This is a genomic window from Hymenobacter sp. YIM 151858-1 (genome assembly GCF_025979705.1).
GTDB lineage: Bacteria > Bacteroidota > Bacteroidia > Cytophagales > Hymenobacteraceae > Solirubrum.
Genome location: NZ_CP110136.1, coordinates 2,376,158 through 2,401,468, shown reverse-complemented (window position 1 = coordinate 2,401,468; position 25,311 = coordinate 2,376,158). Strand labels below are relative to the sequence as shown.

At 61.2% G+C, this 25,311-nt stretch carries 26 protein-coding genes and 1 tRNA gene; 14 read left to right on the top strand and 13 right to left on the bottom strand.

Annotated features, from left to right (window positions below; all coding sequences use genetic code 11):
• The first annotated feature begins 89 nt into the window (after nucleotides 1-89).
• Together OIS50_RS10645 and OIS50_RS10640 are read left to right on the top strand one after the other, a co-directional pair.
• Entirely contained in the window at nucleotides 90-872 is a 783-nt protein-coding gene (locus tag OIS50_RS10645) for a DUF3050 domain-containing protein (protein ID WP_264690620.1), read from the top strand.
• Between the two features lie 136 nt (nucleotides 873-1,008).
• The gene (locus OIS50_RS10640) at nucleotides 1,009-1,359 is read left to right on the top strand and encodes a hypothetical protein (protein ID WP_264690619.1); all 351 of its coding nucleotides are present in this window, start codon (nucleotides 1,009-1,011) and stop codon (nucleotides 1,357-1,359) included.
• A 65-nt stretch (nucleotides 1,360-1,424) separates the two neighbouring features.
• On the opposite strand, the gene OIS50_RS10635 is transcribed toward OIS50_RS10640, so the two are convergent.
• Entirely contained in the window at nucleotides 1,425-2,147 is a 723-nt protein-coding gene (locus OIS50_RS10635) for a hypothetical protein (RefSeq protein ID WP_264690617.1), read from the bottom strand.
• A 231-nt stretch (nucleotides 2,148-2,378) separates the two neighbouring features.
• Here OIS50_RS10635 and metG point away from each other — a divergent pair, with 231 nt between their 5' ends.
• From metG to OIS50_RS10620, 3 genes are all read left to right on the top strand, one after another.
• On the top strand, nucleotides 2,379-4,439 hold the full coding sequence (metG, locus tag OIS50_RS10630; RefSeq protein ID WP_264690616.1) for a methionine--tRNA ligase: 2,061 nt from the start codon (nucleotides 2,379-2,381) through the stop codon (nucleotides 4,437-4,439).
• Between the two features lie 122 nt (nucleotides 4,440-4,561).
• On the top strand, nucleotides 4,562-5,071 hold the full coding sequence (locus tag OIS50_RS10625; RefSeq protein ID WP_264690615.1) for a hypothetical protein: 510 nt from the start codon (nucleotides 4,562-4,564) through the stop codon (nucleotides 5,069-5,071).
• Nucleotides 5,072-5,098: 27 nt separating this feature from the next.
• Nucleotides 5,099-5,332 carry a hypothetical protein gene (locus OIS50_RS10620; RefSeq protein WP_264690614.1) on the top strand — a complete coding sequence of 78 codons (234 nt, stop codon included), beginning with the start codon at nucleotides 5,099-5,101 and terminating at the stop codon, nucleotides 5,330-5,332.
• Nucleotides 5,333-5,431: 99 nt separating this feature from the next.
• On the opposite strand, the gene pth is transcribed toward OIS50_RS10620, so the two are convergent.
• The 4 genes from pth to OIS50_RS10600 all read right to left on the bottom strand — a co-directional run bounded on the left by pth (nucleotide 5,432) and on the right by OIS50_RS10600 (nucleotide 8,182).
• Nucleotides 5,432-5,995, bottom strand: coding sequence for an aminoacyl-tRNA hydrolase (gene pth, locus OIS50_RS10615; RefSeq protein ID WP_264690613.1), 564 nt, complete (start codon nucleotides 5,993-5,995; stop codon nucleotides 5,432-5,434).
• An 87-nt stretch (nucleotides 5,996-6,082) separates the two neighbouring features.
• A complete protein-coding gene (locus tag OIS50_RS10610) occupies nucleotides 6,083-6,655 on the bottom strand; it encodes a 50S ribosomal protein L25/general stress protein Ctc (protein WP_264690612.1) in 573 nt (190 codons plus the stop codon).
• A 328-nt stretch (nucleotides 6,656-6,983) separates the two neighbouring features.
• On the bottom strand, nucleotides 6,984-7,913 hold the full coding sequence (locus OIS50_RS10605; protein ID WP_264690611.1) for a ribose-phosphate pyrophosphokinase: 930 nt from the start codon (nucleotides 7,911-7,913) through the stop codon (nucleotides 6,984-6,986).
• A 193-nt stretch (nucleotides 7,914-8,106) separates the two neighbouring features.
• A tRNA-Gln gene (locus OIS50_RS10600) sits at nucleotides 8,107-8,182 on the bottom strand.
• Between the two features lie 254 nt (nucleotides 8,183-8,436).
• On the opposite strand from OIS50_RS10600, the gene atpD reads away from it, so the two are divergent.
• The 3 genes from atpD to OIS50_RS10585 all read left to right on the top strand — a co-directional run bounded on the left by atpD (nucleotide 8,437) and on the right by OIS50_RS10585 (nucleotide 11,532).
• Nucleotides 8,437-9,942: a F0F1 ATP synthase subunit beta gene (gene atpD, locus OIS50_RS10595; protein ID WP_264690610.1), complete on the top strand. Its 1,506-nt coding sequence runs from the start codon at nucleotides 8,437-8,439 to the stop codon at nucleotides 9,940-9,942.
• 93 nt (nucleotides 9,943-10,035) lie between these two features.
• The gene (atpC, locus tag OIS50_RS10590) at nucleotides 10,036-10,281 is read left to right on the top strand and encodes an ATP synthase F1 subunit epsilon (RefSeq protein WP_264690609.1); all 246 of its coding nucleotides are present in this window, start codon (nucleotides 10,036-10,038) and stop codon (nucleotides 10,279-10,281) included.
• 129 nt (nucleotides 10,282-10,410) lie between these two features.
• The gene (locus tag OIS50_RS10585) at nucleotides 10,411-11,532 is read left to right on the top strand and encodes a trans-sulfuration enzyme family protein (protein WP_264690607.1); all 1,122 of its coding nucleotides are present in this window, start codon (nucleotides 10,411-10,413) and stop codon (nucleotides 11,530-11,532) included.
• 105 nt (nucleotides 11,533-11,637) lie between these two features.
• Here the strand turns inward: OIS50_RS10585 and OIS50_RS10580 are convergent, their stop codons facing one another.
• The 3 genes from OIS50_RS10580 to OIS50_RS10570 all read right to left on the bottom strand — a co-directional run bounded on the left by OIS50_RS10580 (nucleotide 11,638) and on the right by OIS50_RS10570 (nucleotide 14,273).
• Nucleotides 11,638-12,786, bottom strand: coding sequence for an aminotransferase class I/II-fold pyridoxal phosphate-dependent enzyme (locus OIS50_RS10580; protein ID WP_264690606.1), 1,149 nt, complete (start codon nucleotides 12,784-12,786; stop codon nucleotides 11,638-11,640).
• 132 nt (nucleotides 12,787-12,918) lie between these two features.
• On the bottom strand, nucleotides 12,919-13,614 hold the full coding sequence (locus OIS50_RS10575) for a NeuD/PglB/VioB family sugar acetyltransferase (RefSeq protein ID WP_264690605.1): 696 nt from the start codon (nucleotides 13,612-13,614) through the stop codon (nucleotides 12,919-12,921).
• Complete coding sequence (locus OIS50_RS10570) at nucleotides 13,611-14,273, bottom strand: sugar transferase (RefSeq protein ID WP_264690604.1); 663 nt, start codon at nucleotides 14,271-14,273, stop codon at nucleotides 13,611-13,613. Before OIS50_RS10570 ends, OIS50_RS10575 begins: the two co-directional genes overlap by 4 nt.
• 100 nt (nucleotides 14,274-14,373) lie before the next feature.
• Between OIS50_RS10570 and ispE the strand changes: the two genes are divergently transcribed.
• Nucleotides 14,374-15,195 (top strand): 4-(cytidine 5'-diphospho)-2-C-methyl-D-erythritol kinase, encoded by an 822-nt coding sequence (ispE, locus tag OIS50_RS10565; RefSeq protein ID WP_264690603.1) that lies wholly within the window; start codon nucleotides 14,374-14,376, stop codon nucleotides 15,193-15,195.
• On the opposite strand, the gene OIS50_RS10560 is transcribed toward ispE, so the two are convergent.
• From OIS50_RS10560 to tgt, 3 genes are all read right to left on the bottom strand, one after another.
• Nucleotides 15,157-16,077 carry a DMT family transporter gene (locus tag OIS50_RS10560; RefSeq protein WP_264690602.1) on the bottom strand — a complete coding sequence of 307 codons (921 nt, stop codon included), beginning with the start codon at nucleotides 16,075-16,077 and terminating at the stop codon, nucleotides 15,157-15,159. The two genes, ispE and OIS50_RS10560, sit on opposite strands and share 39 nt — an antisense overlap.
• Nucleotides 16,078-16,191: 114 nt before the next feature.
• A complete protein-coding gene (locus tag OIS50_RS10555; RefSeq protein ID WP_264690601.1) occupies nucleotides 16,192-17,271 on the bottom strand; it encodes an LptF/LptG family permease in 1,080 nt (359 codons plus the stop codon).
• A gap of 85 nt (nucleotides 17,272-17,356) precedes the next feature.
• Nucleotides 17,357-18,487, bottom strand: coding sequence for a tRNA guanosine(34) transglycosylase Tgt (gene tgt / locus OIS50_RS10550; RefSeq protein ID WP_264690600.1), 1,131 nt, complete (start codon nucleotides 18,485-18,487; stop codon nucleotides 17,357-17,359).
• 247 nt (nucleotides 18,488-18,734) lie between these two features.
• Here tgt and OIS50_RS10545 point away from each other — a divergent pair, with 247 nt between their 5' ends.
• From OIS50_RS10545 to rsmG, 3 genes are all read left to right on the top strand, one after another.
• Complete coding sequence (locus tag OIS50_RS10545) at nucleotides 18,735-19,874, top strand: glycosyltransferase (protein WP_264690599.1); 1,140 nt, start codon at nucleotides 18,735-18,737, stop codon at nucleotides 19,872-19,874.
• Nucleotides 19,865-20,488, top strand: a complete 624-nt coding sequence (locus OIS50_RS10540) for an RNA polymerase sigma factor (RefSeq protein WP_059067497.1) — start codon at nucleotides 19,865-19,867, stop codon at nucleotides 20,486-20,488. The genes OIS50_RS10545 and OIS50_RS10540 overlap by 10 nt, the downstream gene beginning before the upstream one ends.
• 355 nt (nucleotides 20,489-20,843) lie before the next feature.
• On the top strand, nucleotides 20,844-21,503 hold the full coding sequence (gene rsmG / locus OIS50_RS10535; RefSeq protein ID WP_264690598.1) for a 16S rRNA (guanine(527)-N(7))-methyltransferase RsmG: 660 nt from the start codon (nucleotides 20,844-20,846) through the stop codon (nucleotides 21,501-21,503).
• A 44-nt stretch (nucleotides 21,504-21,547) separates the two neighbouring features.
• Here the strand turns inward: rsmG and OIS50_RS10530 are convergent, their stop codons facing one another.
• Nucleotides 21,548-22,531 (bottom strand): YheT family hydrolase, encoded by a 984-nt coding sequence (locus OIS50_RS10530; protein ID WP_264690597.1) that lies wholly within the window; start codon nucleotides 22,529-22,531, stop codon nucleotides 21,548-21,550.
• Nucleotides 22,532-22,823: 292 nt separating this feature from the next.
• Between OIS50_RS10530 and OIS50_RS10525 the strand changes: the two genes are divergently transcribed.
• Nucleotides 22,824-23,585, top strand: a complete 762-nt coding sequence (locus OIS50_RS10525) for a DUF4142 domain-containing protein (RefSeq protein WP_264690596.1) — start codon at nucleotides 22,824-22,826, stop codon at nucleotides 23,583-23,585.
• A 57-nt stretch (nucleotides 23,586-23,642) separates the two neighbouring features.
• Here OIS50_RS10525 and OIS50_RS10520 read toward each other — a convergent pair whose 3' ends face one another.
• Complete coding sequence (locus tag OIS50_RS10520; protein WP_264690595.1) at nucleotides 23,643-24,824, bottom strand: MFS transporter; 1,182 nt, start codon at nucleotides 24,822-24,824, stop codon at nucleotides 23,643-23,645.
• Between the two features lie 167 nt (nucleotides 24,825-24,991).
• Between OIS50_RS10520 and rpsT the strand changes: the two genes are divergently transcribed.
• A complete protein-coding gene (gene rpsT / locus OIS50_RS10515) occupies nucleotides 24,992-25,249 on the top strand; it encodes a 30S ribosomal protein S20 (RefSeq protein WP_264690594.1) in 258 nt (85 codons plus the stop codon).
• The last annotated feature ends 62 nt before the right edge of the window (nucleotides 25,250-25,311 follow it).

The window sequence follows — 25,311 nt, the reverse complement described above, 5'->3', positions numbered from 1 at the left end:
GCCGGGCGGGTTATTTCGTTTATGCGGCCTTATTACCACAATTTTGGGGTTTCGTTGGTTACCCCAACTGCTTACCTGCCGCATTTCATATGTCACAAAACTCTATTGACGCCTTGCAGCAAGCCTTGGCGCCGGCCCGGCAGCGCCTTGTCGAGCACAGCGTGTACCAATCGTTGCACTCGCTCGACGACTTGCGCGTGTTCATGCAGCACCACGTGTTTGCCGTGTGGGATTTTATGTCGTTGCTGAAGGCCCTGCAGCGCGACCTTACCTGCACCACCGTGCCGTGGGTGCCGCGCGGCAACCCCAGCACGCGCCGGCTCATCAACGAGATTGTGCTGGAAGAAGAAACCGACGTCGACCCCGAAGGCCGCCCCACCAGCCACTTCGAGCTGTACTTGCGTGCCATGCAGGAGTGCGGCGCCGATGTGGCTCCCATTCAACGCCTGCTCGAAGCCCTGGCCCACGGTGCCTCGGTTGAAGCAGCCCTAGGTGCCGCTCAGGCGCCTGAGGCCGTGCGCACCTTCGTGCGGCAAACGTTTGAGGTGGTAAATGCGGGCCAGCCGCATGCCGTAGCCGCTGCCTTCACCTTCGGGCGCGAAGACGTAATTCCGGATATGTTCCGGCACCTCGTGCACGATTTGCGCGCGCGTTTCCCGGGCCAGCTCGATATTTTCACCTACTACCTCGACCGCCACATCGAGCTCGACGAAGAAGCCCACGCGCCCCTCGCGCAGCAAATGGTGCAGGAGCTGTGCGCCGATAACGCCGAGCAGTGGCAGCAAGCCACCGAGGTAGCCCGCCGCTGCATGGAGGCCCGCGTAGCCCTGTGGGATGGTATCCGGCAGGCGGTAGCTGCGCCGGTGTTGTAACCGCGCCCAGGTGCTTGCACCAGACAGTGGGCCTGCCGGCGCCGCCAACTACGGGCCGCGCCGGCAGGCCCAACTTCGTAGCGGCGCTTGCGTTCAGCACAGTAGGGTAGGGCACTTACGCCGCGGCCCCTTGCACATGCCTGCTTCTTCTCGTTTGCCGATATACCTAAGCGCTTTTCTGCTCATTGGCTTGGGTGCCTGCTCCTCCGCCGACAACGCCCTCGAAACCGACCGCGCGCCCACCGAAATCCGTACCGATGCCGACCGCCAGGCTGCTTACAACCGCGGCCTGGGCAGCGGCAGCAGCGTGCCCGATGCCACGCCCGGCCGCGTGCCGCAAGTGCGCGAGCAAGCCGCTGCCAGCGGCGGGCGGCAGCGCATCGAAACGGTAAACACCAACGCGCCCAACAACACCACGCAGGAGGAACGGGTACGGCGCATTCAGGGCAACGCCACCCTGGCTACCGACACGCTGCCGCGACCCTAAAAATGCGTGGGGCCCGCGGAGCACGTGCTCCGCGGGCCCCACGGCTCTTGTTTACGCTAGCGCACCTAGGCGCCGCCAACTACGGGCGCCGCATCGGTAGCTCCTGCCGCCGCGGCATCGGGGTTGCCGGGTTGCGCGGCGGGCTTGGCGGCCCGGCTGCGCGAACGGCTGCCGGCTGCAGTAGCCGGGGCCGGGGCCGCAGCAGCGGCTGCACCGCTTCGGCTGCGCGAAGGCCTAGGTGCCGCGGGCTTGCGCTGGGGCACGGCAGCGGGGGCTGGTGCTGCCTCCGGCTCTGCTTGAGTACCGGTTTGGGCTGCTTCGGACGCTTGGCCGGCATCCTCGGTTTCATAACCGGCAGCGGCAGTGGTTGCCGCAGCGCCATCTTCCGAGAGGCTTTCCAGGGTTTGCTGCAGCAGCTGGCCGCTCTCGTCGTCGAAGCGGCGCGTGGCTTCTTCCACTACTTCGCGCAGCTTGGCTTTGGTTTCCTTCCGGATGCGCTTGGCTAGCTCATCGAGCCGACGATCCAGCTCTTTCTGCACTTGCTTAGCGGCGGCGCGCAGGGCTTTTCTGTTGCCCGACTTTTTGCGCTTGGCTTGCTCGTTGTCGGCGGGCAAATCAATGCTGGTGTGGGCCGCATCGTTCTGTTGCTGCTTGCGCTCGGCTTTGGCGGCTTTGCGGTCGGCTTTGCTCTGGCCGTCTTTGTCTTTCTTTTTGCCTTTGTCCTTTTGCTTGGCAGGCTGTTCTTCGGGCGTGGTGTCGGCCGTGGGGGTAGTTGCGGCTTTGGCCATAGGAGTAGAGGTTGTGGTGTGGAGAAGCAAGCGAACTACTTCGCCAAGGAAGTGAATCGGACGCAGATTGTCTTTGCTCATACGGCTGAAAAATTGGTCCGGCGTGGTAGGGGTGTGCTTAATACGCAAAACGACGAGGTGAAGACTGCGCATTTACCCGTTTCTTTGCGCGTTTCATTCGTACGAAGCCCTATCGGCCGGCCCTAGGTGCCGGCTGCCTCTGATAGCTGCATGACCCCTCCGAGCACGACCTCCCAACCCCAGCGCTACACCATCACGGCAGCGTTGCCTTATGCCAACGGCCCCGTACACATTGGTCACCTGGCCGGCGTGTACATTCCGGCCGATATCTACGCCCGCTACCTGCGCGCCCAAGGCCGCGACGTTAAGTTCGTGTGCGGCTCCGACGAGCACGGCGTGCCCATCACCATCCGGGCCCAGAAAGAAGGCGTAACGCCGCAGCAGGTAGTCGATAAGTACCACGCCATCATCCGCGACTCGTTCCGAGATTTTGGTATTTCATTCGATATCTACGCCCGCACCTCCAACGACACGCACCGCCAAACCGCTTCCGATTTCTTCCGGAAGATGTACGAGGCCGGCCAGTTCACGGAGCAGGTGTCGCAGCAGTACTACGACGAGCAGGCCCAGCAATTTCTCGCCGACCGCTACATCGTGGGTACGTGCCCCACCTGCGCCAACGAAAACGCCTACGGCGACCAGTGCGAGCGGTGCGGCTCGTCGCTCAGCCCCACCGAGCTCATCAACCCCCGCTCGATGCTCTCGGGCAACCAGCCCGTGCTGCGCGAAACCAAGCACTGGTACCTGCCCCTCGACCAGTACGAGCAGTGGCTGCGCGAGTGGATTATCGAAGGCCACAAATCGGACTGGAAAACCAACGTGTACGGCCAGTGCAAGTCCTGGATCGACCAGGGCCTGCAGCCCCGCGCCGTAACCCGCGACCTGGATTGGGGCGTGCCCGTGCCCGTAGAGGGCGCCGATGGCAAGGTGCTCTACGTGTGGTTTGATGCGCCCATCGGCTACATTTCGGCCACCAAGGATTTGCTGCCCGGCGACGCCTGGAAACCCTACTGGCAAGACCCCGGCACCAAGCTGGTGCACTTTATCGGCAAGGACAACATCGTGTTCCACTGCATCATCTTTCCGGCGATGCTTAAGGCCCACGGCGACTTTATCCTGCCCGACAACGTGCCCGCCAACGAATTCCTGAACCTCGAAGGCGACAAGATTTCGACCTCGCGCAACTGGGCCGTGTGGCTGCACGAGTACCTGCAGGATTTCCCCGGCAAGGCCGATGTGCTGCGCTACGTGCTGGCCGCCAACGCCCCCGAAACCAAGGACAACGACTTCACCTGGAAGGACTTTCAGGCCCGCAACAACAACGAGCTGGTAGCCAACCTAGGCAACTTCGTGAACCGCGCCGTGGTGCTCACGCACAAGTTCTTCGGCGGCGATGTGCCCGCAAAAGGCCCGCTCACCGATGCCGACCGCGAGGTGTTTGCCCAACTGGCCGAGTTCCCGAAGCGCATCGGTGATTTGATTGAGCAGTACCGCTTCCGCGACGCTTTAGCCGAGCTGATGAACCTTACGCGCCTCGGCAACAAGTACCTGGCCGACACCGAGCCCTGGAAGTTGGTAAAAACCGATCAGGAGCGCACCGGCACCGTGCTGCACGTGGCCCTGCAACTGGCCGCCAGCCTGGTTACTCTCATGGAGCCCTTCTTACCCACCGCGGCCGCGAACCTAGGCAGCATGCTGCGCATCGAGCGCCAGGCCTGGGCCCAGGCCGGCGCTGCCGACCTGCTGCCCGCCGGCCATCACCTAGGCGAGGCCGTGCTGCTCTTCGACAAAATCGAAGACAAAACCGTGGAAGCGCAGGTGCAGAAGCTACTCGATACCAAAGTAGCCAATCAGCTGGCCAACACGCCCGTTACGCCCGCCAAGGATAATGTGTCGTTCGACGAGTTCGGCCGCATGGATCTGCGCGTGGGCACCATCCTCACGGCCGAAAAAGTAGCCAAAACCAAAAAGCTGCTGAAGCTCACCGTGGATACCGGCCTCGATCAGCGCACCATTGTAAGCGGCATTGCCGAACACTTCGAGCCCGCCAACCTCATTGGCCAACAAGTGCTGGTGCTGCTGAACCTGGCGCCGCGCGAAATCAAAGGCATCGAAAGCCAGGGCATGCTGCTAATGGCCGAAGATGTAGACGGTTCGTTGCGCCTGATGCAGCCTGGGCAGCCGGTGCGGCCCGGCTCGTTTGTGGCGTAGCGGCGCGTTGCCCGCGCCGGCCCCAAGCGGCACCACTCGCCCTAGGTGAGTGGTGCCGCTTTTTTACGGGCCACCGCCCCGTGCCCTGGTTTGCGGCTGGTCGTCATTTAGCTTTACTCTTTATGAAGTATTTGGCAACCTTGCTGCTATGGTTGCTGGCTACCGCCGCGCAGGCCAAGTGCTATAACCGCGGGCTAACCATTTGGCCCAGTGCAGGCGTGGTGCCAGCCAACGCCGTGTTTATGGTAGAGGGCATGGACGAAAGCCAGCAGCTGGTGCGGGGCCTAGGTGGCGCATACACCGCTTACCTGCAGGCAGGCCAGGAGCGCATTGCGCTGCGGGTTGCTGAAACGCTGGTGGGCCAGGTGCAGCTCACCCAGGTCATCCTCAAACCCGCCCGGCGCCTGCAGCCCGGCCGCCGCTACGAGCTGGTAATTGCCGAGCGCAGCAAGCCGCGAATTAACCTCATCAGTCAGCACAACGCGGGCACCTGGGCGGTGGCCTACACCGTAGCCGCCACCCCCGACCACACCGCCCCCGTGTGGCTGGATATGCCCAAGCTGCAGGCCGCGCACTACGAAGAAATGGGCTGCGGCCCGGAGATATTCGTGCGCTTTGCTGCCCGCGTGTAGGATGCCTCGGCGTGCCTCGTCAGGGTTGTGGTGCGGGATTCAGCTAACCGCTCCGCCACCGCCTACTACCTGCAACCCGATGATAACGGGCGCATTACCGTGGGCCGCGGCATGTGCGCGGGCGCTTTCGCGCTGGAGCGCGGCCACCGTTTCGCAGCCTCGTTTGCGCTGATGGATGCTGCCGGTAACCCTACGCCGTGGGCAAAACCAGGCATTGCGTTTGTTCGCCCCACCGAGGCCGAGCTGAAACCGGCTGAGTAAAGCAAACGGTTAAGCCAAAGAGGCGCCGCAGCTCAGGGCTGCGGCGCCTCTTTGGCTTAACCGTTTTGGCGCTACCTAGGGGCGCAAACCCGGGTACTTTTATTTAGTGTTGAATAGGTTCATGGTGCGCTCCAGCCCTAGGGTGCCAAACGCCAGCACGGCCTCGGCAGCTTTTTCCACGCGCAGCGGCAGGTCAATCTGCTCATCGGCCGAAAAGGGGTTGAGCACGTAGTCCACCTGCCGGCCCTTCGGAAAGTTGGCATCCACACCGAAGCGCAGGCGGGCGTACTCGTCGGTGCCCAGGGTTTCCTGAATGTGCTTGAGGCCGTTGTGCCCGCCGGCCGAGCCTTTGCCCTTCAGGCGCAGCTTGCCAAAGGGCAGGGCCAGGTCGTCGGTTACCACCAGCATCTGCTCCTTTTCCAGCTTCAGCGAAGTAAGGTAGTGCGCGGCCGCCTTGCCGCTCAGGTTCATATAAGTGGTGGGCTTCACGAGCACGTAGGTTTTGCCTTTGTGCTTGATGTCCGTCACGAACGCGTGCCGGCCAATCTCAAACTTGGCCTCGTGCTTCTGGGCCAGGTAATCGAGCACCATAAAGCCGATGTTGTGGCGCGTGTCGGCGTACTCCGGGCCAATGTTGCCCAGACCTAGGATCAGATATTTCATAGCGGTGTATTACGCGGGCACAAACGTAAAAAATCCTGCTCCGCACCGAAGCGAAGCAGGATTTTCTTAGTCGAAAGCTCGAAAAACCTATTTCTCGGCTTGCAGCTGACCACGCAGACCACGCGGGATGGTCACGGTAGCAATCGGAGCCAGCGGGTTGGTCAGGATCTGGTAGCCCGAGGTTTCCACCTTGCTTACCTTGATCGACTTGCCCAGGCCCAGGTCCGAGATGTTTACCTCCACGAAGTCGGGCAGGTTCTCGGGCAGAGCCTTTACTTTCAGCTTGCGCAGCTTCGAAACCAGTTTGCCACCTTGCTGAACGCCGGGCGAAGTACCTACGAACTTCACCGGTACTTCCATCTTCACTTCTTTGCCTTCCTGCAGTTGCAGGAAGTCAACGTGCAGCAGCATTTCGTTTACGGGGTGGAACTGCGAATCCTGCACAACAGCACGGTACAGGTCGCCTTCTACGTTCAGATCAACGATGTGAACTTCGGGGGTGTACAGCAGCTCGCGGAACAGAATGGCCGGTACGTAGAAGTGCACTTGGGTCTCGCCGCCGTACATTACACAAGGTACGTACGATTCGTTGCGCAGACGCTTGGCTTCCTTCTTGCCGAGATTCGCTCTTTTAAACCCTACAATCTCCAGGCTTTTCATAAAACTGGTGTTTGAAAAAGTGTGGCCTTTTTAAAGGCCTTGAAATGAAACTGTTCCGCTCGGCCGGTACAGCCGAAGGGGCCGCAAAGGTACAGCGAAGAATTATATTTTGGAAGCCCGATGCTTACATGAAGTAGAATAAAGCCTAACCATCAATTAAAACTTAGGCTACAAGCTAGTTCCCCTCCTCAGATGAGGAGGGGCTAGGGGTGGTTGACCAATCGTTGAACGACAATCAACACTAGCTTTTAGCTCTAGCCTCTCAACCACCCCTAACCCCTCCTCATCTGAGGAGGGGAACTAGCTCTAGTCTTAGTTACTCTATAGCTTATATAAACAGCGAGCTGATCGATTCGTGCGACACCACGTTGTGAATGGCGCGGGCGAAAAGGTCGGCTACGGAAATCACTTTGATCTTTTCGTTTTCCTCGCGCAGCGGAATGGTGTCGGTCGTAATCAGCTCCACCAAAGCCGATTTGCGGATACGCTCGTGCGCCGGCCCGCTGAGCACCGGGTGGGTGATGACGGCGCGCACCGAGGCCGCGCCGCGCTCCATCAGCAGCTCGGCGGCCTTGCAAATGGTGCCGGCCGTATCTACGATATCATCCACCAGCACCACGTTCATGCCCGTTACGTCGCCGATTACCTGCATCGAGGCAATTTCGTTGGCGCGCAGGCGCATCTTGTCGCACACCACGATTTCGGCCCCGAACTTCTTGGCAAAAGCCCGCGTGCGCACTACGCCGCCCACATCGGGCGAGGCGAAGATGAGGTTATCGAGGTTGAGCGACTTGATGTAGGGCGCCGTGATGGTCGAGCCGTCGAGATGATCGACCGGAATATCGAAAAAGCCCTGAATCTGGCCGGCGTGCAGGTCGCAGGTCATCAGGCGGGAGGTGCCCACGCTCTGGATGAATTCGGCCACCACTTTGGCGCCAATGCTCACGCGCGGCTTGTCCTTGCGGTCTTGCCGGGTGTAGCCCATGTAGGGCATCACCACGTTCACTTTGTAGGCCGAGGCGCGCTTGGCGGCGTCTACCATCAGCATCAGCTCCATCAGGTTGTCGGAGGGCGGAAAAGTGCTCTGGATAAGGAACACCTCGCAGCCGCGCACGCTCTCGTTGAAGCTCGGCCCGATTTCGGAATCGGCGAAGCGCTGGATGGTGAGGTCGCCGAGGGGCTGACCGTAGGCGGCGGCAATTTTTTCGGCCACATCGCGCGACGTGGTGCCGGAGAAGATTTTAACCTGCGAAGACATGAGGGAATGGAACAGGGATAAGCGAAACTGCGAAACCAAGACAGCGGCGCCCGACCGATTCGGATGCACGCGCGGTACTTGGGTGCCGGGCCGCTTGCCCGCCTGACCCAGGGCTAGCGCGTGGGCCGATTTGCCGGAACCGAAAAACGCAAAAGGCGCCGGCTCCACTCCGAAGAGGGGGCCAGCGCCTTGTTGGTTGTCCGACCAGGGCTCGAACCTGGACTTTCTTGAATCAAAATCAAGCGTGTTGCCAGTTACACCATCGGACAATTTCCCTTGCGGTAACCAGTGGTTGTGCCGTTTGGGTTTGCAAATGTAGCTAGCTTTTCGCTGCCTCCAAATTTTGCCCCAAAAAAAATTTCAGCAAAAAGGCCTTGGTAAGGTCGAAAAGCCCCTTTTTGCGGTGATTTTCAGCGAGAAAAGATTCTGATTTTTTTCGGCGGGAGGCGGGGTTGCCCGTGCAGCGAATGGTCCGTACTTTTGCGGCCTGAAACTGCTCTCATTCTCCTTATAAAGAACTGCAATGGCGAATACCGGCAAAATCACCCAGGTTATCGGCCCCGTCGTCGACGTGAGCTTCGCGGGTGAAGGCTCTAAGCTTCCCAACATCCTCGACGCCCTCGAAGTGGTGAAGGACAACGGCACGCGCGTTATCCTGGAATGCCAGCAACACCTGGGCGAAGACCGTGTGCGTACCATTGCCATGGACTCGACCGACGGTCTGACCCGCGGCGCTGAGGTACGTGACCTAGGCACCCCGATTCAGATGCCCACCGGCGACGCCGTACTCGGCCGCCTGTTCAACGTGGTAGGCGAGGCCATCGACGGCCTGCCCCAGCCCGCTGCTACCGGCTCGCTGCCCATCCACCGCTCGGCTCCGCGCTTCGAGGACCTCTCGACCAGCACCGAGGTACTGTACACGGGTATCAAAGTTATCGACCTGATCGAGCCCTACGCTAAGGGCGGTAAGATCGGTCTGTTCGGTGGTGCCGGCGTAGGCAAAACCGTACTGATTCAGGAACTCATCAACAACATCGCCAAAGCCTACTCGGGTCTGTCGGTGTTTGCTGGTGTGGGCGAGCGTACCCGCGAGGGCAACGACTTGCTGCGCGAAATGATCGAAGCCGGCATCGTACAGTACGGCGACGAGTTCAAGCACGGCATGGAAGAAGGCCATTGGAAGCTGGACGCCGTGGATCTGGAAGGCATGAAGGACTCGAAAGCGACCTTCGTGTTCGGCCAGATGAACGAGCCCCCCGGAGCCCGTGCCCGCGTAGCTCTGTCGGGCCTCACGGTTGCCGAGAACTTCCGCGACGGCGACGGCACCGGTGCCGGCCGCGACATCCTGTTCTTCATCGACAACATCTTCCGCTTCACCCAGGCTGGTTCGGAAGTATCGGCTCTGCTGGGTCGTATGCCTTCGGCCGTAGGTTACCAGCCCACGCTGGCCACCGAAATGGGTGCCATGCAGGAGCGCATTACCTCCACGAAGCGCGGTTCGATTACCTCGGTACAGGCCGTTTACGTACCTGCCGACGACTTGACCGACCCGGCTCCGGCTACCACCTTCGCTCACTTGGACGCTACCACGGTACTGTCGCGTAAAATCGCCGAGCTGGGTATTTACCCGGCCGTTGACCCGCTCGACTCGACCTCGCGTATCCTCGATGCCTCGATCATCGGCGAAGAGCACTACAACACCGCCCAGCGCGTGAAGGAGATTCTGCAGCGCTACAAAGAACTGCAGGACATCATCGCCATCCTGGGTATGGACGAACTATCGGAAGAAGACAAGCTGGTAGTATCGCGTGCACGCCGTGTGCAGCGCTTCCTGTCGCAGCCCTTCCACGTGGCCGAGCAGTTCACCGGCCTGAAAGGTGTACTCGTTGACATCAAGGACACCATCAAAGGCTTCAACGGCATCATCGACGGTCTCTACGACCACCTGCCCGAAGCTGCGTTCAACCTGGTAGGCACCATCGAGGATGCCGTTGCCAAGGGCGAGCGACTGATGGCTGAGGCCCGCTAATCTTTTAGTTGACAGTTGACAGTTGTCGGTTGTGGGTTCGGGCCTAGGTCTGGATCGGCGCTGACAACTGACAACTAAAAACTGACAACTAACATGCGTTTAGAAATCATCACGCCGGACCGGAAAGTGTTCGAGGGCGAAGTTACCTCGGCGGTGTTTCCGGGTGTTGCCGGTCAGTTTGAAGTGCTCAACAACCACGCGCCGATGATCAGCGCGCTGCAGGCAGGCGAATTGCGCATCACCAGCGCAGCCGGCCGCGAGTCGTTCCAAGTGAGCGGCGGCGTGGTGGAAGTGCTGCGCAACAACGTAACGGTACTGGCTGAGTCGGTACTGGCGTAGTGCTCCTTGCTCGATTAACAAAAAGGCCTTTCTCTCGCGAGAAAGGCCTTTTTGTTTTGCTGCTTTCGTCACTCATTTCAGCCTGGGTCGTACTGCTTGCCAGAAGCACCGCAGCGTTACATTTGCCTAATGGATATCCGCCCGAAAATCACGCCCATCTACCAAACTTCGGTTTTCAAGTTTCAGGACCTCAACGAACTCGAAACTTACTTTCAGGAGCCCGGCAGCCGTTACATGTACTCGCGCAACGGCAACCCCAACTCCGACGAGCTAGCCGAAGCCGTGAACCGGCTGGAGGGCGGGGCAGGAGCCATTGCAACCGGCTCGGGCATGGCCACCATATTCGCCGCCATCATGGCGTATTGCCGGGCCGGCGACCATGTGCTGTGCGCGGCCGATATCTACGGCGGCTCGTCGGCGCTGCTGAATGCCGAGCTCAGCCGCGTGGGCATTGCGGTTACCTACGTGCCCTTCGAGCAGCTCTACGACCTAGGGCCGTTTGTGCAGCCTGCCACGCGCCTGCTGCTGGCCGAAACCATCAGCAACCCGCTGCTGCGCGTAGCCGACCTGCGCCGCCTGGCCGACGAGTGCCACCGCCACGGTCTGAAGCTGGTAGTTGACAATACCTTCGCTTCGCCCATCCTGACGAAGCCCTTGGCCCTAGGTGCCGACATCGCGCTGCACAGCGTCACCAAATACATATCGGGCCACAGCGACGTTACGGCCGGCGTAACGGTAGCGGCCGACGCCGAAACCGCTGCCCGGCTGAAGCAAATCGTGATGTTTTACGGGCTCACCCTGAGCCCCATGGAAAGCTGGCTGGCCGTGCGTGGCCTGAAAACCCTGCGCTTGCGCGTGCGCGAGCACAGCCACAACGCCTTGGCTATTGCCAACATGCTGCAGCAGCACCCAGCAGTGCGGGCCGTGTACTACCCCGGCCTGGCCGAGCACGAACAACACCGTGTTGCAACCCAGCAAGGCGGCGGCTTGTACGGCGGTATGCTCTCGTTCAAACTCGCCGACGACCCCGAGGCCGTGAGCGACTTTATGCGCCGCGTGCAGCGCTTTCCGTTTGCCCCCTCGCTGGCGGGCGTTGATTCGTCGTTGTCGTACCCCCTAGGTACCTCGCACCGCAACCTTACACCGGAGCAGCAGCAAACCTTGGGTATTACCGTGGGCCTGGTGCGCTTGTCGGTGGGCATTGAGCCCGTGGAGGAGTTGATTGCTGATTTGGAACAGGCGCTCAGCTGAGCCAAACCGGACGAGATTTATATACCAAGCGGCGGGCCTTTTGTGCCCGCCGCTTTTGATTTGTACCCCTGATTGAACTTTATGGACTAATCTGCCTACCCTGGATTACTCCGTGGGTAGTATTTCCTTAAGCGCCCTTACCACGCGGCGCACGTGTGCATCGGTCATGGCGGAGCCGGAGGGGAGGCAGAGGCCACGTTGGAAAAGGTCTTCGCAAACGCTGCCGCCGTACGTAGTGCAGTGGGCAAATAGCGGCTGCAGGTGCATGGGCTTCCAGAGGGGCCGAGCCTCGATGTTATGGGTTTCGAGGTGCTGGCGCACGGCTTCCGGAGTAAGGCTGGTGTGCTCGGGGCGCAGCAAAATGGTTGTCAGCCAACGGTTGGCGCGGGCATTGGGCAACTCCGCCGGGCCTACCTGAATAGCGGGCAGCGGCTTCAGCAGCTCGCAGTACTGCATGTAAATCTCGCGCCGGCGCTTCACGCGGTCTTCGAGCAGCCCCATCTGGCCGCGGCCGATGCCGGCCAGCAGGTTGCTGAGGCGGTAGTTGTAGCCTACGGCTGAATGCTGGTAATGCGGAGCGGTGTCGCGGGCTTGGGTGGCCAGCCAACGCGCCTGCTGGGCCCATTCGCTGTTGTTGGTAACCAAGGCGCCACCGCCGCTGGTGGTAATAATTTTGTTGCCGTTGAAGGAGAAAACACCCAACGCGCCAAACGTGCCCAAGGCCTGTTTCTGGAAGGTAGAACCTAGGGCTTCGGCGGCATCCTCGAGCACCGGCACGCCAAATTCGGCCGCAATGGCCAACAGCTCGGGCAAGCGGGCCGGCATGCCGTAGAGGTGCACCAGCACAATGGCTTTGGGCAGGCGGCCCGTGCGGCTGCGCTCAACGAGGGCCTCGCGCAGCAGGCTGGGGCACATATTCCAGGTATCGGTTTCGCTGTCGATGAAGACGGGCTCGGCACCCAGGTAGCGCACGGGGTTGGCGGTGGCTACAAACGTGAAGGAAGGCACCAGCACTTCGTCGCCGGGGCCAACGCCGAGCAGCTGCAGTCCTAGGTGAATGGCGGCCGTGCCCGAGTTGAGGGCCACGCAATGCTGCGCGCCGGTGTACTGGCAAATGTCGCGCTCAAAGCCGTCGATATTAGGGCCCACGGGAGCTACCCAGTTGTCCTCGATGGCCTTGTGCAAGTAGTTGAGCTCGTGGCGGCCCAGGTGTGGCGGCGAAAGATAAAGCCGGTCGTATTCGTCGCTACGCATAAAGTGAGGGCAGGGGAGCAGCCCCAAAAGCAAAGCCGCGCAACGCAGCCCTAGGTGGATTATTCAGGCAAAAGTAAGCCCGCGGCAAGGTGTACGCACAGCGGCCGGCGAGTAGTTGGCGCTGGCACCAACTTAAACGCGCTGCTTGATGACGGAAGCCGGCACGCCCACGGCGGTGCAGTGCGCGGGCAAATCGCGCACCACCACGGCCCCGGCACCTACCACGGCTTCGGTACCAACGCGCACCTGGTTGATAACGGTAGCATTGGTGCCGAGGTATACGCCTGCTTCCAGATAAGCCTCGCCGCCAACGTTGGCGTGCGGCATCAGCGAGCAAAAATCTTCGAGCACGGCATCGTGCCCGATGGTGCAGCCTAGGTTGATGAGCACATGGCGGCCCAGGCGAATATCGCAGGTAAGAATGCTGGCCTGGCAGATGATGCAGCCCACGCCCAACTGTATCTGCTGATAAGCGCGCAGCGGCACCGAGGGGTGCACCAGCGTGGCAAAATGCAGGCGCGGTGAGGAAAGACGGCCTACCACGGCGGCGCGGTTGCGGCTGCTGCCCACGGCCACGGCCACGTAAACCGATTCGGCGGTGGCGTTCAGGTCAGCAACGGTGCCGAGCCACGGCAGCTCGTGCACGCGCTCCTGGGCGGGGCGCTGGTCGTCGTAAAAGCCCAGTACGCTCCAGCGTTGCTCCGCTTCGTTGATTTGGCGTACCAGCTGCAGCACTTCGCGGCCGAGGCCGCCCGCGCCAACAATCACGAGCGGCCGTACGCCGGTGAAATCGGGGTCTTCGTACTCGGAAAAGAAAAGCTGGGTCATGCGGTAGAGGAATCGGAAGAGCCGGAGGCCGAGCCCCGAAAGGCTTCGGTGGTGGCCTGCCCCGGTGCCGAAATGCCCTGGGCACCCAGCACGCGAGCGGCCGTCAGGGCTAGAATACGTAAATCGAGCGCAAAAGAGAGATGCTCGACGTACCACACGTCGAAGGCAAATTTTTGCTCCCAGCTGATGGCGTTGCGCCCGTTTACCTGCGCCCACCCCGTAATGCCAGGGCGCACCAAGTGGCGCCGGGCCTGCTCGGGCGAGTAAAGCGGCAGGTATTCGGGCAGCAAGGGGCGTGGGCCTACCAGGCTGATGTCGCCGCGCAGCACGTTCCAGAGCTGGGGCAGCTCGTCGATGGAGGAAGCGCGCAGCCAACGACCTAGGCGCGTGAGGCGCTGGGCATCGGGCAGCAGCTGGCCTTGGGCGTCGCGCTCGTCCGTCATGGTTTGCAGCTTGTAGAGCGTGAACAGGCGGCCGTGCAGCCCCGGGCGTTGGTGCCGAAACAGCACGCGCCCGCTGCCGGGCTGCAGCTTCAGCAACACGGCCGCCGCGGCCAGCAGCGGCAGCGCCAGCAGCAGCAGTGGCGCGGCTAGCAGCACATCGAGCAGGCGTTTGCCCCAGGCGCGGTACCAACCAGTAGGAGCGGCAGATGCAGACATGCGGCAGCGGCGTGGATAAAGCCCGGTGCAAGTTACGCGCAAGCGTTTCATTGGGGCCGATTGCGTGCAGGTATGGCCGCTGCGTTGTTGCTTTGCGGCTATGCTCGTCTTCCCCAATGCCAAGCTCAACCTAGGGCTGCACATAACCCAGCGCCGCCCCGATGGCTTTCATACGCTCGAAACCGCCATGGTGCCGCTGCCGTGGTGCGATGCGCTGGAAGTACTGCCCGGCGCTGCCGAAACCTCGCTGGCCCTCACCGGCCGCCCCATCCCCGGCGACCCGGCCACCAACTTGTGCATTCGGGCGTACGAGCTGCTGAAAGCCGACTTTCCGGCGGTGCCGGCCGTGCAGATGCACCTGCACAAAGTAGTGCCCATTGGCGCCGGCCTGGGCGGCGGCTCGGGCGATGCAGCTTTTGCCCTGAAGGCGCTGAACGCGGTGCTCGACCTAGGGCTGACCGACGATCAGCTGGAAGCCTACGCCCGGCGCCTGGGCTCCGACTGCGCCTTCTTCGTGCGCAACCAGCCGGCCCTGGCCACCGGCCGCGGCGACGAACTCGCGCCTTTGCCGCTGCCGCAACTTGCGGGCACGGCTTGCAAAGTCGTTTACCCCAACCTGCACATCAGCACGGCCGAGGCGTACGCGGGCGTGCAGCCCAAAGCCCCCGCCCACGATTTGCGCACGGCGCTCAGCGGGCCCATCAGTGCGTGGCGCGAAACGGTGGTAAACGATTTTGAGGCTTCGCTGGCCCCTAGGTATCCGTTGCTCAACGAGCTCAAGCAGCAGCTCTACGCCGCCGGTGCCGCCTACGCCAGTTTGTCGGGCTCGGGCTCGGCGGTGTTTGGCTTGTGGCCGGGGCAGCCGCTGCCGCCCAGCCTTGCCTTAGCCGACGACTTCCTGGTGTGGGACGGGCAGCTGTGAGGCGGCGCGCCGGCGGCGCACCCACCGGTCGAGGATGGGGTGCACCAGCACGCTCAGCAGAATGATAACCGTGCCGAGGTAAAAGCCCGTGCTCATTTTTTCCTGGCTGCCGAAGATGAGCACGGCCAGGGCAATGCCGTACACGGGCTCCAGGTTCACGGTTAGGTTGAGCGCGAAGGCCGAAATGCGCTGCTGCAGCTCCACCGAAGCCGAGAAAGCATACACCGTGCACACGCCGGCCAGTATCAGCAGCCACACCCAGTCGAGCAGGGTGGGGTCGAGCTGCGGCAGCTCGCCGCCAAAGCCCGGCCGCGCAATCAGAAACAAGGCAATGCTGAGGCAGGCCCCGCTCATTTCGTAGAAGGTGAGGCGCAGGGGCGGGTGCTGCTGGGTGAGCTTGGCATTGAACACGCTGAACAACGCGCTCAGGCCCGCCGAAAACACCGCCACGCCCAGGCCCAGCAGTTGGTCGAACTCGGCCTGCGACACCAGGTACAAACCCAGCATCGCCAGCAGGCCCAGTACAATCTCGTAGGCCTCGAAACGCTTGCGCAAAATCAGCGGCTCCAGGATCGAGGTCCAGAGCGCGAGCGTGGCCATGCCGGCCAGGCACACGCTTACCGACGACAGCCGGGCAGCCAGAAAGAAAGTAATCCAGTGCACGGCCACCATGGCGCCCACGCCCAGCAGCCGCAGCGCCTGCCCCGCCGGCACCCGCCACTGCTGCCCCCGCGACACCAGCAGCACGGCCAGCCCCACCGCGGCAATGAGCGTGCGGTAAAACACCAGCTCCACGGGCGGCAGCGAAATCAGCTTGCCCAAAATGGCCGTGAAGCCCCACAGAAACACAATAAAGTGGAGGCGGAGGTAGTCTTTCAACATCGGGTGAAATGGTGAGGTGGTGAACTGGTGAGTGGGGTATCTGGGAGGCCAATGCTGCGCCGAAAGCGCAAGTCGAACGATACTCACCAGTTCACCACCTCACCATTTCACCATTTAGCGCGGAATAAACTTGTAGAGCACCAGCCCGATGCTCGTGAACACGATGTTGGGCACCCAGGCGGCCAGCATCGGGGGCATATCGCCTACCAGGGCCAGGTTGCGGCTCAGGATAACGAAGCCGATGTACACGAACGCCAGCACGAAACCCAGGGCAATTTGGCCGCCCACGCCGGTGCGCGATTTGCGGGCGCTCATAATCACGCCAATCACCGTCAGAATCACGATGGCGAAGGGGTAGGCGTAACGCTCGGCGCGCTCCACCAGGTAAATCTCGGTGTCGCTGGCGCCGCGGTTTACCTTTTCCTGAATCAGGTTTTGCAGCTCGGGCAGAGTAAGCGTTTCGGCCAGCTTAAAGGTGCTGGCGAAGTCCTTGGGGTACAGGTTTAGGGTGGTGTCGCGGGCCGGAAACACCTTCAGGGTTTCCTTGTCGCCGTTGATGGTGCGCACCACCTGCGGCGTAAGGTGCCAGGCTTTTTTGGTAGAGTCCCAGCTGATGGCCTCGGCCGACATGCGCCGCTTAAGCATGGTGCCCTCAATGGTTTCGATGGCAAAGCGGTAGCCCACGTTGCTCACGTTGTCGTAGCTCTCGAGGTAGGCGTAGTGCTGCGGGCCGATTTTGATGTGCACGTTGCGCCCCTGAAAGCGGTAGGGGTTCTTCACGTACTTCCGCTCGAAGGCCACGCGCGGCTTGTTGGCCAACGGAATGACCCAGCCAATCAGCCCGAACGTAGCCAGCCCGATAATGCCGCCGCCCATCACGTAGGGCAGCAAAAGCCGCCGGAAGCTCACGCCCGAGGCCAGAATGGCCACAATCTCGGTGCGGGCCGCCAGGCGCGCCGTTACCAGCACCGTGGCAATAAACACCGTGATGGGCGAAAGCAGGTTGGCGTAGTAGGGGAACAGGTTGAGGTAATACTCCGTGATGATTTTGCCCGCCCCCAGGTTGTGTTTGATGAAGTCGTCGTTCTTCTCCGTGAAGTCAATCACGCAAATCACCATCACCAGCACCACCACCGTGAAAATGAAGGTGGTGAGCATCTTGCCGAGGACGTATTTATCGAGTAGCCGAAGCATGCGGGTTAGTTGTCAGTTGATCGTGGTTAGTTGTCAGTGATGGATGCCAGAACGAACGGACAACGAAAAACTGACAACTGAAAACTCATAGCCTTACCATCAGCTGTTTTACCATCTTCTCCTTCCACTCGCGGAAAGTGCCGGCCAGGATTTGCTCGCGGGCTGCGCGCACCAGCCACAGGTAAAAAGTGAGGTTGTGCACCGAGGCCACCATGCCCGCCAGGTACTCGCTGGCATGGAACAAATGGCGCACGTATGACTTGGAGTAGAACGTGCTGGCGTAGCCGCCCAGTGCCTCGTCGATGGGGGAGAAGTCCTGCTCCCACTTCTTGTTCTTGATGTTGATAATGCCCTGCGTGGTAAACAGCATGCCGTTGCGGGCGTTGCGGGTGGGCAGCACGCAGTCGAACATATCCACCCCGAGGGCAATGTTTTCGAGGATGTTGGCCGGCGTGCCCACGCCCATGAGGTAGCGCGGCTTGTCGGCGGGCAAAATGTCGCAGCAGAGCTCCGTCATTTCGTACATCAGCTCGGCCGGCTCGCCCACGCTCAGGCCACCAATGGCATTGCCGGCACGGCCTTGCTCGGCAATAAACTCGGCCGACTGCTTGCGCAAATCGCGGAAGGTAGAGCCCTGCACGATGGGGAAGAGCTGCTGCTCGTAGCCGTAGAGCGGCTCGGTGCTGTCGATGCGCTCGATGCAGCGCTTCAGCCAGCGGTGCGTCATGTCCATCGATTTGCGGGCGTAGTCGTACTCGCAGGGCCACGGCGTGCACTCGTCGAAGGCCATGATAATGTCGGCCCCGATAACGCGCTGAATATCCATCACGCCCTCGGGCGTGAACAGGTGGTGCGAGCCGTCGATGTGCGAGCGGAACTTCACGCCCTCTTCCTTGATCTTGCGCGTCTCGCTTAGCGAGTACACCTGGTAGCCGCCCGAGTCGGTGAGGATGGGCCTATCCCAGCCGTTGAACTTGTGCAGGCCGCCGGCTTTTTGCAGCGTATCGAGGCCGGGGCGCAGGTACAGGTGGTAGGTGTTGCCGAGGATAATTTCGGCGTTGATGTCCTCCTTGATTTCGCGCTGGTGCACGGCCTTTACCGAGCCCGCCGTGCCCACCGGCATGAAAATGGGCGTCTGGATGGTGCCGTGGTCGGTGGTGAGCACCCCGGCGCGGGCCTTGGATTGCGGATCGTGAGCGACTAGGTCGAAAGTCATGCGAAAAAGAATGGCAGGCGGTGGCTGGCGCAAGCAGTGCCGAACAATCCCTAGGTGCCGGCGCCGCCAACGGCTCAGGCAGTTGGCCGGCGGGCTGCTTGGTATTGTCCTGCCAGGGGCGCCAGCGCAGGCGGGCACCCGCGGCTGTTAGCTAAACAAGCCGCAAAGGTAACCCGTATGGGCGGTTCGTGCCTCGCCCCGGAATGGCTACTTTTGCCCGCTCGCGCTTACTAACCCCGCACCTGCTTTGCTTTTTTACCTCTCGCCCGTTTCCTGGCTGCTCGTGCTGTGCGTGGCGGTGCAACTGGGGTACGCGGTGTACTACTTCTGGCCGTTTGGGAGGCGCCGCGTAGCCGAAACGCTGGAGCCCGACGCCGCCCGCGAGGCCGAGCGCCCGGTGTCAATAGTAGTGGCGGCGCGCAACGCGGCCGCGCAGCTGCGGCAGCTGATGCCGGTGTTGCTGAATCAAGAGTACGAGCGGTTCGAGGTGGTGCTCATCGACGACCGCTCCGCCGACGAAACCATCCTGTACGCGCAGCAGCTCACGCAATATTACCCCAACGTGCGCCTCGTAACGGTGGAGCGCACGCCCAACGGCTTGGCTCCCAAGAAATACGCTCTTACCCTAGGTATTAAGGTGGCCCGCTACCCGTATCTGCTCTTCACCGATGCCGACTGCGTGCCCACCTCGTACCAGTGGTTGCGGCACATGGCGCAGGGCTTCGATACGGGCGCCGATCTGGTGCTGGGCTACGGCCCCTACGCCGAGGCCCCCGGGCTACTGAACAAGCTCGTGCGCTTCGAGACGCTGCTTACCGGCCTGCAGTACCTCAGCTTTGCTGAGCGTGGCCAGCCCTACATGGGCGTGGGCCGCAACCTGGCCTACACCAAGCAAACCTTTATGGCCACCAAGGGCTTTGCCTCGCACATCCGGCGGCTCAGCGGCGACGATGATTTGCTGGTGCAGGATGCCGTGCAACTTGGGCGGCAGGCAGCCGTCGTTACGGCGGCCGAGGCGCAAACCCTGAGCCTGGCCCCCGCCACCTGGCGGGAGTGGTGGCACCAGAAGCGCCGCCACATGGCCGCCGGCAATCGGTACCGATTTGCCGACCGACTTCGGATTGGAACCTTTATCTTAGCCAACGGCTTATTTTATCTCGCAACTCTGGCGGCAATTGTAGTGCCTGATCCTGAATGGGTAGCGCTTGCAGGGGCATGGGTTGTCCGAACCTCGACAGCACTTGCTACGTACGCGCAGGCCAGCCGCCGCCTCCACGACCGGCAACCGCTGTGGTTGTTCCCGGCGTTGGATGCGGGGTATTTTTTTGCCTACTTTCTCCTGACAGCCTCGTTAGTGCTCTACCGCAACCCCTCCCGATGGAAGTAAATAATCAGGACCTCCAGAAGCAGTTCTCGGCCAAAGCCAAGCACGACTTCAAGCTCATCCGCGCAGCCGTGGAGCAGGCCGACGAGAAGGCGTACGCCGAACTGATGCAGATTTATAAGAAGCCCGTGTACCACGTGGTGCTTAAGATGGTGCGCAACCCCGACGATGCCGAAGACCTCACCATCGAGGCTTTCGCCAAGGCGTTCCGCAACCTGCACAAGTTCAACCCGGAGTACGCCTTCAGTACCTGGCTTTTCCGCATCGCCACCAACAACTGCATCGACTTTATTCGCAAGAATAAGATCAAGACGATGTCGATTGATTCGGCCATCAAGATTGATAACGGCGACGAAATCACCATCGATTTCCGCGACAACAACTTGAACCCGGCCGAAACTGCCATCAAGAACCAGAAAATCGAAATCATGCAGCACGTGGTGTCGCGGCTGCCCGATAAGTACCAGCGCCTCGTAACCCTGCGCTATTTCGATGAGCTCAGCTACGAAGAAATTGCCCAGGAGCTGAAAGCCCCCCTAGGTACCGTAAAGGCGCAGCTGCACCGCGCCCGCGAGTTGCTCTATGACATGGTGAAGAACAAGAAGGAAATCATCTAGCGCCTGCTTGCTCCTTTGCAAACCGAAGCCCCGTCTTACCTAGGCGGGGCTTCGGTGTTTTGGTTCGGCTCCCATCCTCTGTCGTCCTGAGGCGCGAGCCGAAGGACTTTATGACGTTGGACCCCACCCCCCAGCCCCTCCCCAAAAGGAGAGGGAGAGCCTGGCGACCTAGGGCAATAACGTCATGCCGAGCTTGTCGGGACATCTCGCCTGCTGACGCCGGATAGCATACACTTTCCCTCGCTTCGGGGGAGGGGGCTGGGGTGAGGTCCCCACCAGAGAAGGTCCTTCGCTGTGCTCAGGATGACAGAAGATTTAAGATAGGAGAAAACGCCCGCCGTACCTTTGCCCTGCAATGGACATCCTCTTCCGCTACTTCCCCGACCTCACGCCCCGCCAACGCGAACAGTTTCAGCAGCTCGACCGCGAATTCCGCGGCTGGAACGAACGCGTTAACCTTATTGCCCGCACCGATGTGGATAACCTGGCCGAGCGCCACTTGCTGCACTCCCTAGGTATTGCCAAGGTGGCGCAGTTTCCGGCAGGCAGCACGGTGCTCGATGTAGGCACGGGCGGCGGCCTGCCCGGCTTGCCCCTGGCCATCCTGTTCCCGGAGGTTGAGTTTCACCTCATCGACAGCATCGGCAAGAAGATTAAAGCAGTGCAGGAAATGGCCCACGCCCTGAAGCTGCACAACGTAACGGCCGAGCAAATCAGGGCCGAGCAGGTACGCTCGAAGTTTGATTTTGTGGTGAGCCGCGCCGTTACGCGCCTGGCCAACTTCCACCCCTGGATAGCGCAGCGCTACACCGCCACGGCCGGCACCAGCGAAGCCCACGGCCTGTACTACCTCAAAGGCGGCGACCTAACGGAGGAAATCGAGGAATCGGGCCTGGTGGCCACGGTAACGAACCTGAGCGACTTCTTCGAGGAAGAATTCTTCGAGACAAAAAAGGTGGTGTTTGTGCCGGCCAACAAAGCGGTGGCAACGGGCAAGCGCACCAACAACGTGTAATAATAAGCCGAGGGGCGCGGGGGTTGCTCCGCGCCCCTCGGCTGTTAGGCGGGAACTTTTGCCGTGATAAATTCTACGGCCCGCCGCTCGGAGTAGTAGTCGCCGTCGGAGGGCAGGCCCTCGGCAAAGCCTACGTGGCCGCCGGCTTCGGGCGTTTCCAGAAACACGTAGGGGCTGCTTTCGGCCGCCGCGCGCGGAAAGCACGTGGGCGGCAAAAACGGGTCGTTCTGGGCATTCACAATCAACGTGGGAATGCGAATGCCGTGCAGGTAACGGCCCGAGCTGCTGTGCTCGTAGTACTCGTCGGCCGATTTGAAGCCGTGCATGGGCGCCGTAAAGCGGTTGTCGAACTGCGGAAAGTCGCTGAGCTCTTCGAGGCCATCCAGGTCGAGCTGGCCGGGCAACAACTCAGCTTTGGTCCGGATTTTCTGCCGCAGCGACTTCAGAAAGCGGTTGAGGTAGATGCGGTTTTGGAGCCGCGAAATATGCTCCGAGCCGGCTTTCAGATCGGTAGGCACCGAGAACACCGCCGCGCGCTGTATTTCCTGCGGAATCCGGCCCGGGTCTTCGCCCAGATATTTCAGCGTCATGTTGCCGCCGGCCGAAAACCCCGTCATGTACACTTGCCGGTACCGGCCCGTGGCCAGCGCCTGCTGCACCACAAAATGCAGGTCGTCGGTGTCGCCTAGGTGGTAGGCGCGCAACAGGCGGTTCGGCTCGCCGCTGCAGCTGCGGTAGTTCCAGGCCAGCGCATCGATGCCGGCTTTGTTGAGCGCCCGGGCCATGCCGCGCACGTAGGGGCGGCCGGCGTCGCCCTCCAGTCCGTGCGAGATAATGCCCAACGCATCGGTAACGTGCTCGGTGCGGGCCCAATCGAGGTCCAGAAAGTCGCCGTCGGCCGTTTCTACGCGCTGGCGTTGGTACTGCACCTCGGGTACCTCGCGCAGCAGGCTGGGTACAATGGTTTGCAGGTGGCCGTTGAAGAGGTAAAAAGGCGGCCGGTAGCGGGAGTTGGCTATGATCGGCATCGCAGGGGTACGTTGAGGGTGAAGGGGAGGGGTTGTTGAAGGTACGCAAGTTTTAGGCATGCATACCAGTTGCAGGCGAGTGCCCGGCCCTGAGCCAGGTGTTGCGAACGATGCGTGGCGGCCCGGCAAAGCCCTAGGTGCTGAGAAGCTGCCGAGATTAATAAGATAATGGATTAGCCGATAACTATTTACATATTTGGATAGAAGCGCGAGGAATTGGTATAAAAATATGAACAGCCAAGGCTCGCGGACGTATAAGCCACTGAAAATCGCAACACTAACTATGAAAACAATGAAAGCAACTTCCCTTCTTCTGATAGCGGCAGCCATGATGGCGGGCAGCGCATGCAGCAGCTCTACCACCGCCTCGGGCACTACCGGCTCGAGCACCTCGGGCAGCACCGTTACCGACGATGCCAGCAGCGGCATGACCTCGGGTGCGGCCACCAGCCCCGGTACCTCGGGCTCCGGCACCATGAATACCTCTTCGGTGGGCACCAGCAGCAGCGTATCGAGCACCGGTGTTAGCTCGGGCTCTATGAACGTGAGCGGCAGCACCGCCAGCTCGGCCACCGTGGGCACCCCCGGCACCGACATGAACGCCTTTGTGGCCACCTTCGCCACCATGGACGACCCCACCTTCCTGATGACGGCCGCCAGCAGCAACATGCTCGAAATTCAGCTGGGCCAAATGGCCACGCAGCAATCGACCGATGCCGACGTGAAAAAGTACGGTCAGATGATGAAAGACCACCACACCAAGGCCACGCAGGAGCTGAAGACGGTAGCTGCCCCGCTGAACGTGACGCTGCCTACTACCCTGATGCCCGTGCACCAGGCCCTGGCCGACAACGTGAAGGGCAAAACCGGCAAAGCGTTCGACGAGGCTTACATGGACGCCATGGAAACGGCTCACAAGATGGATATTGCCATGTTTGAAGCCAAAACCAAGCAAGCGTCTACGCCATCGGTGAAAGCACTGGCCACCAAAACGCTGCCCATGCTGAACTCGCACAAGAAGATGGCCGACGACATCGAGAAGAAAGTTGACTAACCCTGGGGAAAGCACGCTTTGGCGTGTTGCACCAGTGCTACCTAGCCCCGGTTTGCCTTAGCAAGCCGGGGCTTTTTGCGTGGTAGCAGGCAGCAAGGCCAGGAGCAGGGCCACCAGCAAAGCCACGGCCGCTGAGGTGCCGAAAGCCACGCGCGGGCCAAACTGCTGCCAGAGCAGCCCCGTAAGGGCACTGGCTACCAGCGCAGCCAGGCTGCTAAGGCCCGCAAAAGTACCTAGGGCTGCCCCTTTGTCGGCGGGGGTGCAGAGGCGGCTTACCCAGGCTTTGCTGATGCCCTCGGTAGCCGCGGCGTAAATGCCGTAAAGTCCGAACAAGCCACCGAACAGCCACCACGCCCGAGCTTGCGCAATGCCGCCGTACACTACCGCAAACAGTACCAGGCCTAGCACCAGCATGCGGCGCGGCCCTAGTTTATCGGCCAGCAAGCCCAGCGGAAACGCGGCTGCCGCATACACCAGGTTGTAGAAAACATACACCCCCACCACGCCCGATTCGGATAAGCCGCGCTGCCGGGCCAGCAGCAGCAAAAGCGTATCGGAGCTGTTGAACAAAGCAAACAGCACCAGCGCACCTACTACTTGGCGGTAGCGCTGCGGGGCGCGGTTCCAATAAGCAAACGCCGCCCAAAATGGGCGCACCGGCTGGTTGGAGGGCGCACGCTTTCGCTCCTGCACAAGCAGCGTGGTAAGTACCGACAACAGCCCCGGCACAAAGGCGAGCAAAAACAACGTGCGGTATTGCCCCGGGTACGCGGCCAGCCAAAGCAAGGCCACCACTGGGCCCAACACGGCGCCAAGCGTATCCATAGCGCGGTGGAAACCGAACACGGCACCGGTGCGGTGCTCGGCCGCTTCGTCGGAAAGCAGCGCATCGCGGGCGCCGGTGCGCAGGCCCTTGCCCAGGCGGTCGGTGGTGCGGGCCACAAAAATCCACCAGGGCGCGGCTAGCAAGGCCATCATGGGTTTCGAAAGCGCGCTCAGGCCATAGCCCCAGCGCACAAAAGGCAGGCGCCGCCCCAGCCGATCCGACCATTGCCCGAAGTACCCCTTGCTGAGACCCGCCGTGGCTTCGGCCACGCCCTCGAGCACCCCGATAAGTAACACCGAAAAGCCAATGCTGCGCAAATACAGCGGCATAATAGGATAAAGCATTTCGCTGGCCAGGTCGGCAAACAGGCTTACCAGCGACAAAAGCCAGATGGTGCGGGTCAGGAAGCGCATAGCAAAAAGGGAAAGGGCAGAGCAGGGCCGGTGCCGGCAGCGCTTCTGCCTGCCTTTCCAGGCATTTCTTCGTTAGCTGTTTGACATTCTCACTTCGAATATCTACCTTTGCCAACCCAATTGACTAGAACCTAGACAGAACATCTGTTTTTTTCGCTTTCCGCATCATGGCAAATCATAAGTCGGCTCTGAAGCGCATCCGCTCGAACGAAGCCAAGCGCGTGTTGAACCGTTACCAGGCCAAATCGACCCGCACGGCCGTTAAGAAGCTGCGTGCTACCACCGACGCTTCGGAAGCCCAAGAGCTCCTGAAGAAAGTATCGTCGATGCTGGATCGTCTGGCCAAGAAGAACATCATCCACAAGAACAAGGCTGCGAACAACAAGTCGAGCCTGGCTAAGTACGTAAACACGCTGGCTGCCTAAGCCAACACGTTTCGTAGTAGTTCTTGATAAAGGCCCCGCGCTTCCGAGCGCGGGGCCTTTGC